The sequence below is a fragment of the Citrobacter braakii genome, assembly GCF_009648935.1.
In the GTDB taxonomy this organism is placed as follows: Bacteria; Pseudomonadota; Gammaproteobacteria; order Enterobacterales; family Enterobacteriaceae; genus Citrobacter; species Citrobacter braakii.
Genome location: NZ_CP045771.1, coordinates 498,954 through 514,338 on the forward strand (window position 1 = coordinate 498,954; position 15,385 = coordinate 514,338).

General features: G+C 51.9%; 13 protein-coding genes. 8 read left to right on the top strand and 5 right to left on the bottom strand.

Going from position 1 to position 15,385, the window contains the following annotated elements:
* Nucleotides 1–11 precede the first annotated feature (11 nt).
* The 3 genes from rsgA to mscM all read left to right on the top strand — a co-directional run bounded on the left by rsgA (nt 12) and on the right by mscM (nt 5,457).
* Nucleotides 12–1,064 carry a small ribosomal subunit biogenesis GTPase RsgA gene (rsgA, locus tag GFC06_RS02285; protein WP_019078196.1) on the top strand — a complete coding sequence of 351 codons (1,053 nt, stop codon included), beginning with the start codon at nt 12–14 and terminating at the stop codon, nt 1,062–1,064.
* Between the two features lie 92 nt (nt 1,065–1,156).
* Entirely contained in the window at nt 1,157–2,125 is a 969-nt protein-coding gene (asd, locus tag GFC06_RS02290) for an archaetidylserine decarboxylase (RefSeq protein WP_016155504.1), read from the top strand.
* A 17-nt stretch (nt 2,126–2,142) separates the two neighbouring features.
* Nucleotides 2,143–5,457 carry a miniconductance mechanosensitive channel MscM gene (gene mscM / locus GFC06_RS02295; protein ID WP_016151404.1) on the top strand — a complete coding sequence of 1,105 codons (3,315 nt, stop codon included), beginning with the start codon at nt 2,143–2,145 and terminating at the stop codon, nt 5,455–5,457.
* Between the two features lie 50 nt (nt 5,458–5,507).
* On the opposite strand, the gene GFC06_RS02300 is transcribed toward mscM, so the two are convergent.
* From GFC06_RS02300 to epmA, 4 genes are all read right to left on the bottom strand, one after another.
* Nucleotides 5,508–5,822 carry a YjeO family protein gene (locus GFC06_RS02300; protein WP_047500022.1) on the bottom strand — a complete coding sequence of 105 codons (315 nt, stop codon included), beginning with the start codon at nt 5,820–5,822 and terminating at the stop codon, nt 5,508–5,510.
* A complete protein-coding gene (locus GFC06_RS02305) occupies nt 5,822–6,538 on the bottom strand; it encodes a hypothetical protein (RefSeq protein ID WP_153689803.1) in 717 nt (238 codons plus the stop codon). Before GFC06_RS02305 ends, GFC06_RS02300 begins: the two co-directional genes overlap by 1 nt.
* Nucleotides 6,539–6,839: 301 nt before the next feature.
* Nucleotides 6,840–8,342, bottom strand: a complete 1,503-nt coding sequence (yjeM, locus tag GFC06_RS02310; protein ID WP_047500025.1) for a glutamate/gamma-aminobutyrate family transporter YjeM — start codon at nt 8,340–8,342, stop codon at nt 6,840–6,842.
* Nucleotides 8,343–8,556: 214 nt separating this feature from the next.
* Nucleotides 8,557–9,534 carry an elongation factor P--(R)-beta-lysine ligase gene (gene epmA, locus GFC06_RS02315; protein ID WP_153689804.1) on the bottom strand — a complete coding sequence of 326 codons (978 nt, stop codon included), beginning with the start codon at nt 9,532–9,534 and terminating at the stop codon, nt 8,557–8,559.
* A 324-nt stretch (nt 9,535–9,858) separates the two neighbouring features.
* Here epmA and frdA point away from each other — a divergent pair, with 324 nt between their 5' ends.
* Genes frdA through frdD form a run of 4 tightly spaced genes read left to right on the top strand, consistent with a single transcriptional unit; the run spans nt 9,859 to nt 13,149 of the window.
* Nucleotides 9,859–11,649, top strand: coding sequence for a fumarate reductase (quinol) flavoprotein subunit (gene frdA / locus GFC06_RS02320; protein ID WP_016151402.1), 1,791 nt, complete (start codon nt 9,859–9,861; stop codon nt 11,647–11,649).
* Nucleotides 11,642–12,376, top strand: a complete 735-nt coding sequence (gene frdB, locus GFC06_RS02325; protein ID WP_006686291.1) for a fumarate reductase iron-sulfur protein — start codon at nt 11,642–11,644, stop codon at nt 12,374–12,376. The genes frdA and frdB overlap by 8 nt, the downstream gene beginning before the upstream one ends.
* 10 nt (nt 12,377–12,386) lie before the next feature.
* Entirely contained in the window at nt 12,387–12,782 is a 396-nt protein-coding gene (gene frdC, locus GFC06_RS02330) for a fumarate reductase subunit FrdC (protein WP_016151401.1), read from the top strand.
* 10 nt (nt 12,783–12,792) lie between these two features.
* Nucleotides 12,793–13,149, top strand: a complete 357-nt coding sequence (gene frdD / locus GFC06_RS02335) for a fumarate reductase subunit FrdD (RefSeq protein WP_003025535.1) — start codon at nt 12,793–12,795, stop codon at nt 13,147–13,149.
* 44 nt (nt 13,150–13,193) lie between these two features.
* On the opposite strand, the gene ampR is transcribed toward frdD, so the two are convergent.
* Nucleotides 13,194–14,066 carry a LysR family transcriptional regulator AmpR gene (ampR, locus tag GFC06_RS02340; RefSeq protein WP_016155499.1) on the bottom strand — a complete coding sequence of 291 codons (873 nt, stop codon included), beginning with the start codon at nt 14,064–14,066 and terminating at the stop codon, nt 13,194–13,196.
* Nucleotides 14,067–14,197: 131 nt separating this feature from the next.
* On the opposite strand from ampR, the gene blaCMY reads away from it, so the two are divergent.
* Entirely contained in the window at nt 14,198–15,343 is a 1,146-nt protein-coding gene (blaCMY, locus tag GFC06_RS02345; RefSeq protein ID WP_153689805.1) for a CMY-2 family class C beta-lactamase, read from the top strand.
* The last annotated feature ends 42 nt before the right edge of the window (nt 15,344–15,385 follow it).

Consider the following 15,385-nt stretch of genomic DNA (forward strand, 5'->3'; position numbering starts at 1 on the left):
AGTCAGTCCGATTGAGTAAGAATAAACTCTCCAAAGGCCAACAGCGCCGTGTGAACGCCAATCACCAGCGTCGTCTGAAAACGTCCACGGAGAAGCCAGACTACGACGACAACCTGTTTGGCGAAACCGCTGAAGGCATCGTTATCAGCCGTTTTGGCATGCATGCCGACGTGGAATCTGCTGACGGTGAGATTCACCGCTGCAACATCCGCCGTACAATTCGCTCGCTGGTGACCGGCGATCGCGTTGTCTGGCGCCCGGGAAAAGCAGCAGCAGAAGGCGTGAATGTCAAAGGCATCGTTGAGGCGGTACACGAGCGTACCTCGGTACTGACACGTCCCGACTTTTACGACGGGGTGAAACCCATTGCCGCCAACATCAACCAGATCGTTATTGTCTCAGCCATCTTACCCGAGCTGTCACTCAATATTATCGACCGGTATCTGGTAGCCTGTGAAACGCTACACGTTGAACCAATTATCGTATTGAATAAGATCGATCTGCTGGATGACGAAGGCATGGCCTTTGTTAACGAACAGATGGATATTTATCGCCACATTGGCTATCGCGTGTTGATGGTATCAAGCCGCACTAAAGACGGCCTGAAACCGCTTGAAGAAGCATTAACCGATCGCATCAGCATTTTTGCCGGTCAGTCGGGCGTTGGTAAATCTAGCCTGCTCAATAATCTTCTCGGCCTGCAGGAAGAGATCCTGACCAACGATGTCTCCGACAACTCCGGCCTTGGACAGCACACCACCACTGCCTCTCGCCTGTATCATTTCCCGCACGGTGGCGACGTTATCGACTCCCCTGGCGTACGTGAGTTCGGGTTGTGGCATCTGGAGCCGGAACAAATCACACATGGTTTTGTCGAATTCCATGACTACCTGGGCCACTGCAAATACCGCGACTGCAAGCATGATACCGATCCAGGCTGCGCTATCCGTGAGGCCGTAGAAAAAGGGGCAATAGCTGAAACTCGGTTTGAAAATTATCACCGCATCCTGGAAAGCATGGCGCAGGTAAAAACACGTAAAAACTTTTCTGATACAGACAACTGACAACTAAGCTAAGCATCGCTAGAATCGTCCCCCTTTTTTCAGGATCCGGCCCGTATGCCGGATCGGGAACAAATTATGGCCTGGAGGCTACCTTGTTAAACTCATTTAAGCTTTCGCTACAATACATTCTGCCGAAACTATGGCTCACTCGCCTGGCGGGTTGGGGTGCGAGCAAACGAGCAGGATGGCTGACTAAACTGGTTATCGATCTGTTCGTGAAATATTACAAGGTCGATATGAAAGAGGCGCAAAAACCGGACACCGCCAGCTATCGCACCTTTAACGACTTCTTTGTTCGCCCACTGCGCGACGACGTTCGCCCGATTAACACCGATCCAAACGTACTGGTCATGCCTGCTGACGGCGTGATTAACCAGTTAGGAAACATCGAAGAAGACAAACTGCTGCAAGCCAAAGGGCACAGCTATACCCTTGAAGCACTGCTGGCCGGCAACTACCAGATGGCGGACAAATTCCGCAACGGTACGTTTGTGACCACTTACTTATCTCCACGCGATTACCACCGTGTACATATGCCGTGTAACGGTATCCTGCGTGAAATGATGTACGTGCCAGGCGATCTCTTCTCTGTAAATATCCTGACTGCGCAAAACGTTCCAAACCTGTTTGCACGCAACGAACGCGTAATCTGTCTGTTTGATACCGAATTTGGCCCGATGGTGCAGATTCTGGTCGGCGCGACCATCGTCGGCAGTATTGAAACCGCATGGGCTGGCACCATTACCCCACCGCGTGAAGGCGTCATCAAACGCTGGACCTGGCCGGAAGGCGAAAGCGAAGGGTCGGTGGCACTGCTGAAAGGTCAGGAAATGGGCCGCTTTAAGCTCGGTTCCACCGTTATCAACCTGTTCGCGCCTGGTAAAGTTAACCTGGTTGAGCAGTTACAGGACCTTTCTGTGACCAAAATCGGCCAGCCAATGGCCATCTCGACCGAGACATTCGTGACGCCAGAGGCAGAACCAGCCCCGCTTGCGAAAGAAGAAATCGAAGCAGAACACGACGCCAGCCCGCTGGTTGACGACAAAAAAGACGAAAGTTAAACATAGGAATCGCTGCTGTGCGCCTGATTATCACTTTTCTGATGGCCTGGTGCCTCAGCCTGGGGGCGTACGCTGCGACGGCCCCCGATGCCAAACAACTCACCCAGGAACTGGAGCAGGCAAAAGCGGCGAAACCTGCTCAGCCAGAAACCGTCGAGGCGCTCCAGTCCGCGCTGAATGCCCTCGAGGAGCGTAAAGGTTCTCTCGAGCGTGCCCAGCAATATCAGCAAGTTATTGATAACTTCCCCAAGCTGTCCGCAACATTACGCGCGCAGCTTAGCAACCTGCGCGACGAACCGCGCAATGTGCCAACCGGACTCACCACCGATGCGTTAAACCAGGAGATCCTCCAGGTCAGCAGCCAACTGTTGGAAAAGAGTCGTCAGGCCCAGCAGGAGCAGGATCGCGCCCGGGAAATCGCCGACTCGTTAAGCCAGCTTCCTCAACAGCAAACCGATGCCCGCCGCCAGCTAAATGAGCTTGAGCGACGTATTGGTACCGCCAACTCTAATCCTGCGCAGAATCAGGCGATGCAGGCTGAATCCGCCAAACTCAAAGCCCTGGTCGATGAACTGGAGCTGGCGCAGCTTTCCGCTAATAACCGCCAGGAGCTGGCGCGTATGCGCTCAGAGCTGGCGGAAAAACAGAGCCAGCAGCTCGATACTTACCTGCAGGCTTTGCGCAACCAGCTCAACAGTCAACGTCAGCGTGAGGCAGAGCGAGCGCTGGAAAGCACCGAACTGTTGGCGGAAAACAGCGCGGGACTGCCGGAAGGTATTGTCGACCAGTTCAAGGTTAACCGCGAACTGTCTCAGGCATTAAACCAGCAGGCGCAACGTATGGACCTGGTCGCCTCGCAACAGCGTCAAGCCGCCAGCCAAACGCTGCAGGTGCGCCAGGCATTGAATACGCTGCGAGAGCAGTCTCAGTGGCTTGGGGTCTCAAATATGCTGGGAGAAGCGCTGCGCGCGCAGGTATCCCGTTTACCGGAAATGCCCAAGCCTCAGCAGTTGGATACCGAAATGGCGCAGCTTCGCGTGCACCGTATGCGCTATGAGGATCTCCTCAACAAACAGCCGCAGTTGCGTCAGATTCATCAGGCCGATGGACAACCGCTGACCGCTGAACAGAGCAGCATTCTCAACGCCCAGTTACGCACCCAGCGTGAGCTGCTGAACTCTTTGTTACAGGGCGGCGATACGCTGATCCTTGAGCTGACCAAGCTCAAAGTCTCTAACAGCCAACTGGAAGATGCGCTAAAAGAGGTCAACGAAGCAACGCACCGCTATCTGTTCTGGACCTCGGACGTTAGCCCCATCTCCCTCTCCTGGCCTGTCGACATCGTCCAGGATCTGCGGCGTCTGATCTCATTAGATACGTTTAATCAGTTGGGCAAAGCCAGCATCATGATGCTGACCAGCAAAGAAACGCTGCTGCCGCTTTTCGCGGCATTGGTGCTGGTTGGCTTTAGCCTCTCTTCGCGCAAACACTTCACCCGTTTTCTGGAGCGTTCATCTGCCCGGGTCGGGAAAGTCACCCAGGACCACTTCTGGCTGACGATACGCACGGTGTTCTGGTCGATACTCGTCGCTTCTCCGTTGCCGGTGCTGTGGGCAACGCTCGGTTACGGATTGCAGGAAGCCTGGCCTTATCCATTGGCTGTCGCTATCGGCGATGGCGTTACCGCCACGGTGCCCATGCTGTGGGCAGTAATGATTTGCGCCACCTTTGCGCGCCCCAACGGTCTGTTCATTGCCCACTTTGGCTGGCCGCGTAACCGCGTCGCGAAAGCCATGCACTATTACCTGATGAGTATCGGGCTGATTGTGCCGCTGATCATGGCGGTGATTATGTTTGATAATCTCAATGACCGGGAATTCTCCGCCTCACTGGGACGTCTGTGCTTTATTCTGATTTGCGGTGCGCTGGCGGTCGTGACCCTGAGCCTGAAACGCGCCGGAATACCGCTGTACCTCGATAAAGAGGGCAACAGCGATAACATGGTCAACAGCATGCTGTGGAATATGCTGATGGGCGCTCCGCTGATTGCCATTCTCGCTGCAGCAGTGGGCTATCTCGCCACGTCGCAAGCTTTACTGGCGCGTCTGGAAACGTCCGTAGCTATCTGGTTCTTGTTACTGGTGGTGTATCACGTTATCCGCCGCTGGATGCTGATCCAGCGCCGCCGGCTGGCGTTTGACCGCGCCAAGCATCGACGTGCTGAAATGCTGGCGCAGCGCGCACGGGGTGAAGAAGAACCAGCGCATTCCACCAGCCTTGAAGGCACGATTGATGTTGATGAAAGCGAAGTGGATCTGGATGCTATCAGCGCGCAATCACTGCGCCTGGTGCGCTCTATCCTGATGCTTATCGCCCTGCTCTCGGTCATTGTGCTGTGGTCAGAAATTCATTCCGCTTTCGGCTTCCTGGAAAACATCTCGTTGTGGGATGTCACCTCCACGGTGCAGGGTGTGGAAAGTTTAGAGCCGATAACGCTGGGTGCAGTGCTTATCGCAATCCTGGTGTTTATCATCACTACCCAGTTAGTGCGCAACCTGCCCGCGCTGCTGGAGCTGGCGCTGCTACAACATCTCGATTTAACCCCCGGCACCGGTTACGCCATCACTACCATCACCAAGTACCTGCTGATGCTGATTGGCGGTCTGGTTGGCTTCTCAATGATCGGTATTGAGTGGTCCAAACTGCAATGGCTGGTAGCGGCTCTCGGTGTCGGTCTGGGCTTTGGTTTGCAGGAGATCTTCGCCAACTTTATTTCCGGCCTGATTATCCTGTTTGAAAAACCAATCCGCATTGGCGACACGGTGACGATTCGCGATCTTACCGGTAGCGTGACGAAAATTAATACCCGCGCCACGACCATCAGCGACTGGGACCGCAAAGAGATCATCGTCCCCAACAAAGCCTTTATCACCGAGCAGTTTATCAACTGGTCGTTATCGGATTCGGTCACCCGTGTGGTATTAACCATCCCGGCACCGTCGGAGGCTAACAGCGAGGAGGTTACGCAGATCCTGCTTACTGCCGCACAACGCTGCTCGCTGGTTATCGATAACCCGGCACCAGAAGTCTTCCTGGTTGACCTGCAGCAAGGGATTCAAATCTTCGAACTGCGTATTTATGCCGCTGAAATGGGGCATCGTATGCCGCTGCGCCACGAAATCCACCAGTTGATTCTGGCAGGCTTCCGTGAGCACGGTATCGATATGCCGTTCCCACCGTTCCAGATGCGTCTGGAGAGCCTCGGCGGTAAGCAAACGGGAAGAACCTTAAGTTCTGCGGGCAGAAGCAGTCGCCCGGCGGGGAGTTTGTAAGTCATGCCACAATAAGACGTGAGGTGTGCTTACACTACCCAGCGTCTTATTTACCAGCATAATTGATATCTAATGATAAAACGCCATAACCAAAAAAGCAGGAGAGCCGCCATGACAGAATATTGCCAGATACCGCGCTGTCTTCTCCATACGATCGCATAGATAAAAGGAATAAACAGAGGTAGTGTTAAGATTATGCCCACAGAACGAACATCGTCGTCCTCAATATAATCCATGACATCACAGACATTATTGATTCCCCTGCCGTCAATAAACCATTCCTTGTCCTGAGTTGAAAACATAATTATCAATATAATGCTAACTATGCCCCAGATGAAATTCAATGTAAAAGACTTCCAACTCATTAGCCGCCTCGCATAATTTTAAGTATTGCATCTTTCTTTTCTATAATTCGACGACCATATTCACTATACTCACGATCCGGAAAACCGGGTTGTTCACTAATAGATTGGATAATATCCTTTTTATTTCTCATGGTTCCACGATTATATCTAGAACCAGCCAATATTATTTGTTCATCTGTCAAGTACATAGTATCAGAATCTGGATTGTCATATAAAATAAGATCGCGTAAATGGAATGCTACCACCCGAATATTAAAGTGGTTATCAAGCAAACACTGCGACAAGCGGAATTGCTGAAAATGAGTCAGTTTATCTGGGTGAATACCTATTGTTCTTGCTGCAACGCCTATCTGGATAGCAACTGAACCGACAGATGTAGCATTCGACCATTCATTGCTGCTCTTTCCCAATACTTCTTCAATTACCTGTCTAAATTGCAGAACACCAACACCTTTAAATCTCTCTGGAGTTCCGCCAACTTCTGCGACAGCAACACCTGCAAGGAGTAATTCTGGGACTCTTGCTTCATAAGCACATTGTTTTATAATAGTTCTATGGTGAATTAACCAAGCCGTTTTATAATACCAAAGATATGATTTCCCAGTCATAAAACGCCAATTGGTAGGCAGGGCATACCAACGGAAAAAATCCAACCCGTTCCAATGAGGAAAACCATATTCGTCTATCTCACAAAATAGCGGAGAGCTGATCATCATAAAAATTTAATCACCAAGGCAATGTAAACATTGACCTAACAATAGCCATGATTCTCAACCAGTAATGAGACAGACATCACAAGCATAAAAGGAAAAATCAGAAGTTATATTTTTTAAAATAAATTCATAGCAGCAATCATTTCCAATTATACAATATCACCCCAAGATGATTGTCATAATAAATATATCAAAAGATATACACACGAATATCATTTTGATAAATTATAAAAATGATTTAATACGAACAAAGCCCGGACGGTATCCCTATCGGGCTTTGCGGAAATTCAATATTTATCTTTCCTTAGTCTGTCACCCACCGGGGGAGTTTCACCATACGACGGCTGTAGTTCTGATAAATCGCCATTGCCAACAGCGAGAAGAAGATCGGGCCTCCGGTCATCCACAATGCGCTGTTCCAGTCCCCAGCTTCAATCACCGGCTGGATGATGGTGAACACATTGGCAAACGTCACCACCAGCACAACCACCGATGTGGCCAGTAACGTCGCCGCTCGGGTTTTAAAGACAACAAACGGTCTTTCCAGGCCCGTACGGGCTTTAAAGAACGGAAACGCCAGCGCGAGGAACAGATACGGCAGCGTCATCGAGACGTTCGCCATCAGCGTCAGTTTGTTATAGAACGCTGAAGCCGTATCGCCGCCAAACGAAACCAGCAGGATAAACAGGCTCACCAGCAGGCACTGCAACCACATTGCCGTCGTCGGCATCCCCACGGCATTCAGTTTGGTCATTGGCGCTGGCCACAGCGCCTTCGGCGTTCCCTGAATAATCGCTTTCAGTGGCGAATAGCTGAGCGTGAAAAAAGCGCCGGTATAAGCGAGAAACATAGAAAGCCCGGTGATACGCGCGAACCACACCCCCGTCGCCATCGCGGTTTCAGGAGAAACATGCAGCGCGTTACCTAACGTCATCCCGAGGCTTTTCATCAGGATATACGTTATATTGCCGAGGTTGACCGAGCTATTGCTTAATACTTGCTGCCAGTTGGTGCTAACGCCCCATAAAAATATGGCCAGTGAATAACCGACAGAAATGACAATCGCGGCAAAGACAATGCCTTTCGCAAAGTTCTTTTCTGGCTTTTCTGTTTTATCAACTAATCCCCCCACGGCTTCTATTCCGCCGTATGCAAAAATGGCAAACACAACAAATGACAACATGGCCAGACCGGACTGATATCCCGGATTAGGCGAGGAGATGAAATTAATATCCTGCGCAAAGTGACCACCAGTTAATAACAAAATAGCGACACTCACTAACAACAGAACTAAATTAAGACACATTACGGCAATTCCGCCTACAGCCGTAATACGAGCAATCTTATTAATACCCCGGGAGGCCACGCAGGTTACCAGAATCATCCAACCGACGGCGAGCAACCCGACGACCTGCGTAGGCTCAAGCCCCGCAAAACGCCAATGCTGCGTCATGTCTGCGCCAAATAAGAAGGTTGAAAAAGGTACCCAAACTTTCGCTGCGGTACTTACCATCCATATTACATAGGAAGAAAACCACATAAACGTGCCGATAAACGCATAGCGTGGCCCAACGCTATTATTCATCCACGAATAGATTCCGCCCTCTTCTTTCCGATAGGCAGCCCCCATTTCCGCCATCATTAAAGCAAATGGGATAAAGAATAATAATGCAGAAAATATATACCACGGAATCGCGCTATACCCCATTAAATAGAATGCGGAGGGGCTATTCGCAAAACCGAAAACAGACGTAAATATCATGAGGATGAGACCTATTAGGCTCATCTTTTTTATTGTTTGGGTCATTAAACCATCCCTTACTCTGGCAAGCGTTTAACAAACGCCACTCACCGGTTGGCACTGCCCTCTTTTCAGAGTTCAGCGATAGAAAAATCAACACAGAATTGATACCTGAACGATATCAAATATCCAGGAGTAAATTGTGGCTATTAGAGGGTAAATGAAAAAATATGCTACAAAGTGGCCATTTTACCGCCACTTTGTATGGAAGGAGAGTGCGTTACGCGCGATCGACGGTAAATGCGATAACCTCGGCCAGGCTCTCTGCGCCCAGCGCCAGCATCACCAGACGGTCAACGCCCAGCGCCACGCCAGAGCAATCCGGCATCCCCACTTTTAACGCTTCAAGCAGGTTGGTGTCGATAGGCTGCTGCGGCAAGCCACGCGCGGCACGTTTGCGGTTATCCTGTTCAAACCGCTGCTGCTGTTCGCGCGCGTCGGTCAATTCATGGAAACCATTCGCCAGCTCAATACCTTTGTAGTAAACCTCGAAACGTTCAGCCACGCGGTGATCTTCGGTACTGATTTGCGCCAGTGATGCCTGGCTGGCCGGGAAATGATACACAAACGTCGGTTTGTCTTTGCCAATATGCGGCTCAACGCCCATCGTAAACAGCAACTGCAGTAAGGTGTCCCGGTCTTCTTCGGTATCGGCGATATTACTGAGATCCAATTTCGCCGCCACTTCCCGCAGTTGGGTTTTATCTGCAGACAGCGGGTCTATCTCCAGATGGCGCTGGAAGGCTTGCTGGTAAGAGATACTTTCCGCAGGTGAGCAGTCCAGCACCTGCTGGAGCAAATCATCCACTTCATTCATCAGGCGATACATATCGTAGTGCGGACGATACCACTCGAGCATGGTGAATTCAGGGTTATGATGACGCCCCATCTCTTCATTACGGAAGCTGCGGCACAGTTGATACACCGGGCCGCATCCTGCCACCAGCAGGCGCTTCATATGGTATTCCGGGCTGGTCATTAAATAGAGATTCATTCCCTGGGAGTGTCCAGGGCCGACGAAACGCGTTTCGAACGGGAACAGATGGATGTCCGTTACCGTTGCCTGACTCATACAAGGGGTCTCAACCTCAAGCACGCCACGATCGGCAAAAAAGCGGCGAATCTCCGCTATAATTGCTGCACGTTTTAACAGATTGGGGATGGACGCGCTCGGCTGCCAGGTTGCCGTTTCGCTCATGGTTGTTTCTCCGATTTAAGACAAGGGCACGAAGTCTACTCGTATCGCGTTAACGAGACAAATTTCGCGCGCCAATAATCCACACTGGCAATTGGATAAAAAAAGCGACATGGGGTGGTTTAGTAATTAAATTAATCAAATTCAATGATAATTCCCCCCTTTGACACGCTAAAAAAATCGAACACGTCAAATTTCCCGCACATCCCTGAGACTATACTATTGTACCTATAAAGGAGCAGTGGAAACGCGTTCATAACCTGTTTGAAGCCGATGAAGCATCTGATTTCAGGCAGGAATGAAATAACAACAATCTGGAGGAATGTCGTGCAAACCTTTCAAGCCGATCTTGCCATTATAGGCGCCGGTGGCGCGGGATTACGTGCTGCAATTGCTGCCGCACAAGCAAATCCCAACGCTAAAATCGCACTGATCTCAAAAGTGTACCCAATGCGCAGCCATACCGTTGCTGCCGAAGGCGGCTCTGCTGCTGTCGCGCAGGATCATGACAGCTTTGACTACCATTTTCACGATACGGTAGCAGGCGGAGACTGGCTGTGTGAGCAGGATGTCGTGGATTACTTTGTCCACCACTGCCCAACTGAAATGACGCAACTGGAACAATGGGGCTGCCCATGGAGCCGCCGTGAAGACGGTAGCGTCAACGTACGTCGCTTCGGCGGTATGAAAATCGAGCGTACCTGGTTTGCCGCGGATAAAACCGGCTTCCACATGTTGCATACGCTGTTCCAAACATCTTTGCAGTTCCCGCAGATTCAGCGCTTTGACGAACACTTCGTTCTGGATATCCTGGTTGATGATGGCCATGCTCGCGGCCTGGTTGCCATGAACATGATGGAAGGCACGCTGATGCAGATCCGTGCTAATGCTGTTGTGATGGCAACGGGCGGCGCAGGTCGTGTTTACCGTTACAACACCAACGGCGGCATCGTAACCGGCGACGGTATGGGCATGGCGCTGAGCCACGGCGTTCCGCTGCGTGATATGGAATTCGTTCAGTATCACCCGACGGGTCTGCCAGGCTCTGGTATCCTGATGACCGAAGGCTGCCGTGGTGAAGGCGGTATCCTGGTCAACAAAAACGGCTACCGTTATCTGCAAGATTACGGCATGGGTCCGGAAACCCCGCTGGGCGAACCGAAAAACAAATACATGGAACTCGGTCCGCGCGACAAAGTTTCTCAGGCTTTCTGGCACGAATGGCGTAAAGGCAACACCATTTCCACCCCGCGTGGCGATGTGGTTCACCTCGACCTGCGTCACCTCGGCGAGAAAAAACTGCTCGAACGTTTACCGTTCATCTGCGAACTGGCGAAAGCCTACGTGGGTGTCGATCCGGTTAAAGAGCCGATCCCGGTACGTCCTACCGCGCACTACACCATGGGCGGTATCGAAACCGATCAGCACTGTGAAACCCGCATTAAAGGTCTGTTCGCTGTGGGCGAATGTTCCTCTGTTGGTCTGCATGGCGCTAACCGTCTGGGTTCTAACTCCCTGGCGGAACTGGTGGTCTTCGGTCGTATGGCCGGTGAACAGGCTGCAGAACGTGCTGCAACGGCTGGCGCTGCAAACAGTGCCGCGCTCGATGCGCAGGTTGCTGGCGTTGAAAAACGTCTGAAAGATCTGGTTAACCAGGAAGGTAACGAAAACTGGTCTAAGATCCGTGACGAAATGGGCCTGTCCATGGAAGAAGGTTGCGGTATCTACCGTACACCGGAACTCATGCAGAAAACCGTTGATAAACTGGCTGAGCTGCAGGAACGCTTCAAGCGCGTCCGTATCACTGATACCTCCAGCGTCTTCAACACCGACCTGCTGTACACCATCGAACTGGGTCACGGTCTGAACGTTGCTGAATGTATGGCGCACTCTGCTCTGGCGCGTAAAGAATCCCGCGGCGCGCACCAGCGTCTGGATGAAGGCTGCACCGAGCGTGACGATGTGAACTTCCTCAAACACACCCTCGCCTTCCGCGATGCTGACGGCACGACTCGCCTGGAATACAGCGACGTGAAAATCACCACTCTGCCACCGGCTAAACGTGTTTACGGTGGCGAAGCGGAAGCAGCCGATAAGAAGGAGAAGGCGAATGGCTGAGATGAAAAACCTGAAAGTTGAGGTGGTGCGCTATAACCCGGAAACCGATACCGCGCCGCACAGTGCTTTCTACGAAGTTCCTTATGATGAAACCACGTCACTGCTGGATGCGTTGGGCTACATCAAGGATAACCTGGCACCGGACCTGAGCTACCGCTGGTCCTGCCGTATGGCGATCTGCGGCTCCTGCGGCATGATGGTTAACAACGTACCTAAACTGGCGTGCAAAACCTTCCTGCGTGATTACACCAACGGCATGAAGGTTGAAGCGCTGGGCAACTTCCCGATTGAGCGCGATCTGGTCGTCGACATGACGCACTTTATCGAAAGCCTGGAAGCGATCAAACCGTACATCATCGGTAACCCGCGTACACCGGATCAGGGTCCAAACACCCAGACTCCGGCGCAGATGGCGAAGTATCATCAGTTCTCCGGTTGCATCAACTGTGGTCTGTGCTACGCCGCGTGCCCGCAGTTCGGCCTGAACCCAGAGTTCATTGGACCGGCTGCGATTACGCTGGCGCATCGTTACAACGAAGATAGCCGCGACCACGGTAAGAAGGAGCGTATGGCTCAGTTGAATAGCCCGAACGGCGTCTGGTCCTGTACTTTTGTGGGCTACTGCTCCGAAGTCTGCCCGAAACACGTCGATCCGGCTGCGGCCATTCAGCAGGGTAAAGTTGAAAGTTCAAAAGACTTTCTTATCGCTACCCTGAAACCACGCTAAGGAGTGCACGATGACGACTAAACGCAAACCCTATGTGCGACCAATGACGTCCACCTGGTGGAAAAAGCTGCCATTTTATCGTTTTTACATGCTGCGCGAAGGCACGGCGGTTCCGGCAGTCTGGTTCAGCATTGAACTGATTATCGGCCTGTTTGCACTCAAGCATGGTGCAGAGTCCTGGATGGGCTTTGTCGCCTTTTTGCAAAACCCGGTGGTGGTGATCCTGAATATTATCGCCCTGGCAGCAGCGCTGCTGCATACCAAAACCTGGTTTGAGCTGGCGCCAAAAGCTGCCAACATCATCGTAAAAGACGAAAAAATGGGGCCAGAGCCGATCATCAAAGGTCTCTGGGCAGTTACTGTGGTTGCGACAGTAGTAATACTGTTTGTTGCCCTGTTCTGGTAAGGAGTCCGGAATGATTAATCCAAATCCAAAACGCTCTGACGAACCCGTATTCTGGGGCCTGTTTGGTGCAGGCGGTATGTGGAGCGCAATCATTGCGCCGGTGATGATCCTGCTGGTCGGCATTATGCTGCCGCTGGGCTTTGTTCCTGATGCTTTCAGCTATGAACGCGTACTGGCATTCGCTCAGAGCTTCATCGGACGTGCGTTTCTGTTCCTGATGATCGTTCTGCCGCTGTGGTGTGGTTTACACCGTATGCACCACGCGATGCATGACCTGAAAATCCACGTGCCTGCGGGCAAATGGGTATTCTACGGACTGGCAGCTATCCTGACCGTTGTAACGGCTATTGGGATCCTGACCATCTAATCGCATGCGTTAATTATCAGGCCCGCCAATGGCGGGCCTTTTTATTAGTGCAGCATCCCGGTCAACCAGCGGGAAAACTCACGCATCGCGGGCGTCTCCGGACGAGATTGTAAACGCGTTATCCAGTAACTCCCCAGATCAATCTGCGTTAGAAAAGGCTGCACGATACGTTCACTACTGAGCAAATGCGTGAACATTCTTACCGGTGCAATTGCCACACCAATCCCCGCCTGCGCGGCTTCCAGCATTGAGACGGACGAGTCAAACACCACCACGTTGTGCGTCGGTGACGGAGGCGCTTCTCCGGCGGCCTGCATCCAAAGCGTCCATTCATCACGCCGATACGATCGTAATAACGGAAATTTCAGGATGTCCACAGGAGCTTTAATCTGCGAGGCCAATGTCGGTGAACACAGCGGAGACATCAGCGCGCTACACAAATATTGCGCATCGGTATCGTGCCAGGCTCCTCCTCCGTAGCGAATAGTATAATCCAGCCCTTCGGCGGCGGGATCCACACGGTTATTGTGGGTGGAAATATGCAAATCAATATGCGGACAGTGGCGCTTAAAGTCGCTCAACAGAGGGAAAAGACAGCCGACCGCAAAGGTCCCCACCACGCCAATTTTTAGTTTTTCCTGAGTCTGTTTAGTGGCAAAACGATCCAGCATCCCCGCCATACGATCGAAAGAGTCATTAAGTACAGGTAACAGACTTTCCCCTTCAGTCGTCAACATTAACCCTCGAGAACCACGCACAAAAAGCTGACAATTCAGCTGTTGCTCCAGCGCTTTCACATGCTGGCTTATTGCAGAATGCGTCACGTTGAGCTCAATTGCAGCGCGGGTAAAGCTGAGATGTCTGGCCGCTGCTTCAAAAGCCCGCAGCGAATTAAGGGGGATATAGCTACGCGTCATTATCTGGCCTGTTAGAAAAACTTATATCTGCTGCTAAATTTAACCGTTTGTCAACACGGTGCAAATCAAACACACTGATTACGTCTGACGGGCCCGGACACCCTTTCGCTTTTAATTACGGAACTGATTTCATGATGAAAAAATCGATATGCTGCGCGCTGCTGCTGACAGCTTCTTTCTCCACGTTTGCCGCCGCAAAAACAGAACAACAAATTGCCGATATCGTTAACCGCACCATCACACCGCTGATGCAGGAGCAGGCTATTCCGGGTATGGCCGTTGCGATTATCTATCAGGAGAAACCTTATTACTTTACCTGGGGTAAAGCCGATATCGCCAATAACCGTCCAGTCACTCAACAAACGCTGTTTGAACTCGGATCGGTCAGTAAAACGTTCAACGGCGTGCTGGGCGGCGATGCTATCGCCCGCGGCGAAATTAAGCTCAGCGCTCCGGTCACGCAGTACTGGCCTGAACTGACGGGTAAGCAGTGGCAGGGTATCAGCCTGCTGCACTTAGCCACCTACACGGCAGGCGGCCTGCCGCTTCAGGTTCCGGACGACGTTACGGATAAAGCCGCGTTACTACGCTTTTATCAAAACTGGCAGCCGCAATGGGCCCCAGGCGCTAAACGTCTTTATGCTAACTCCAGCATTGGTCTGTTTGGCGCCCTGGCGGTGACCCCCTCAGGCATGAGCTACGAAGAGGCGATGACCAAACGCGTCCTGCACCCCTTAAAACTGGCGCATACCTGGATTACGGTTCCGCAGAGCGAACAAAAAGATTATGCCTGGGGTTATCGCGAAGGAAAGCCTGTGCATGTATCCCCTGGCCAACTTGATGCCGAAGCCTACGGGGTGAAATCGAGCGTTATCGATATGACCCGTTGGGTTCAGGCCAACATGGACGCCAGCCAGGTTCAGGAGAAAACGCTCCAGCAGGGCATCGAGCTTGCGCAGTCACGTTACTGCCGTATTGGCGATATGTACCAGGGCCTGGGTTGGGAGATGCTGAACTGGCCGGTGAAGGCCGACTCGATAATTAGCGGTAGCGACAGCAAAGTAGCACTGGCAGCGCTTCCTGCCGTTGAGGTAAACCCGCCCGCGCCTGCCGTGAAAGCCTCATGGGTGCATAAAACGGGCTCCACTGGCGGATTCGGCAGCTACGTTGCGTTCGTTCCAGAAAAAAACCTTGGCATCGTGATGCTGGCAAACAAGAGCTACCCAAACCCTGTTCGCGTCGAGGCCGCCTGGCGCATTCTTGAAAAACTGCAGTAACGGACAAGGAGGCCCTGGATATTGGGCTTCCTTTCTTTCTCT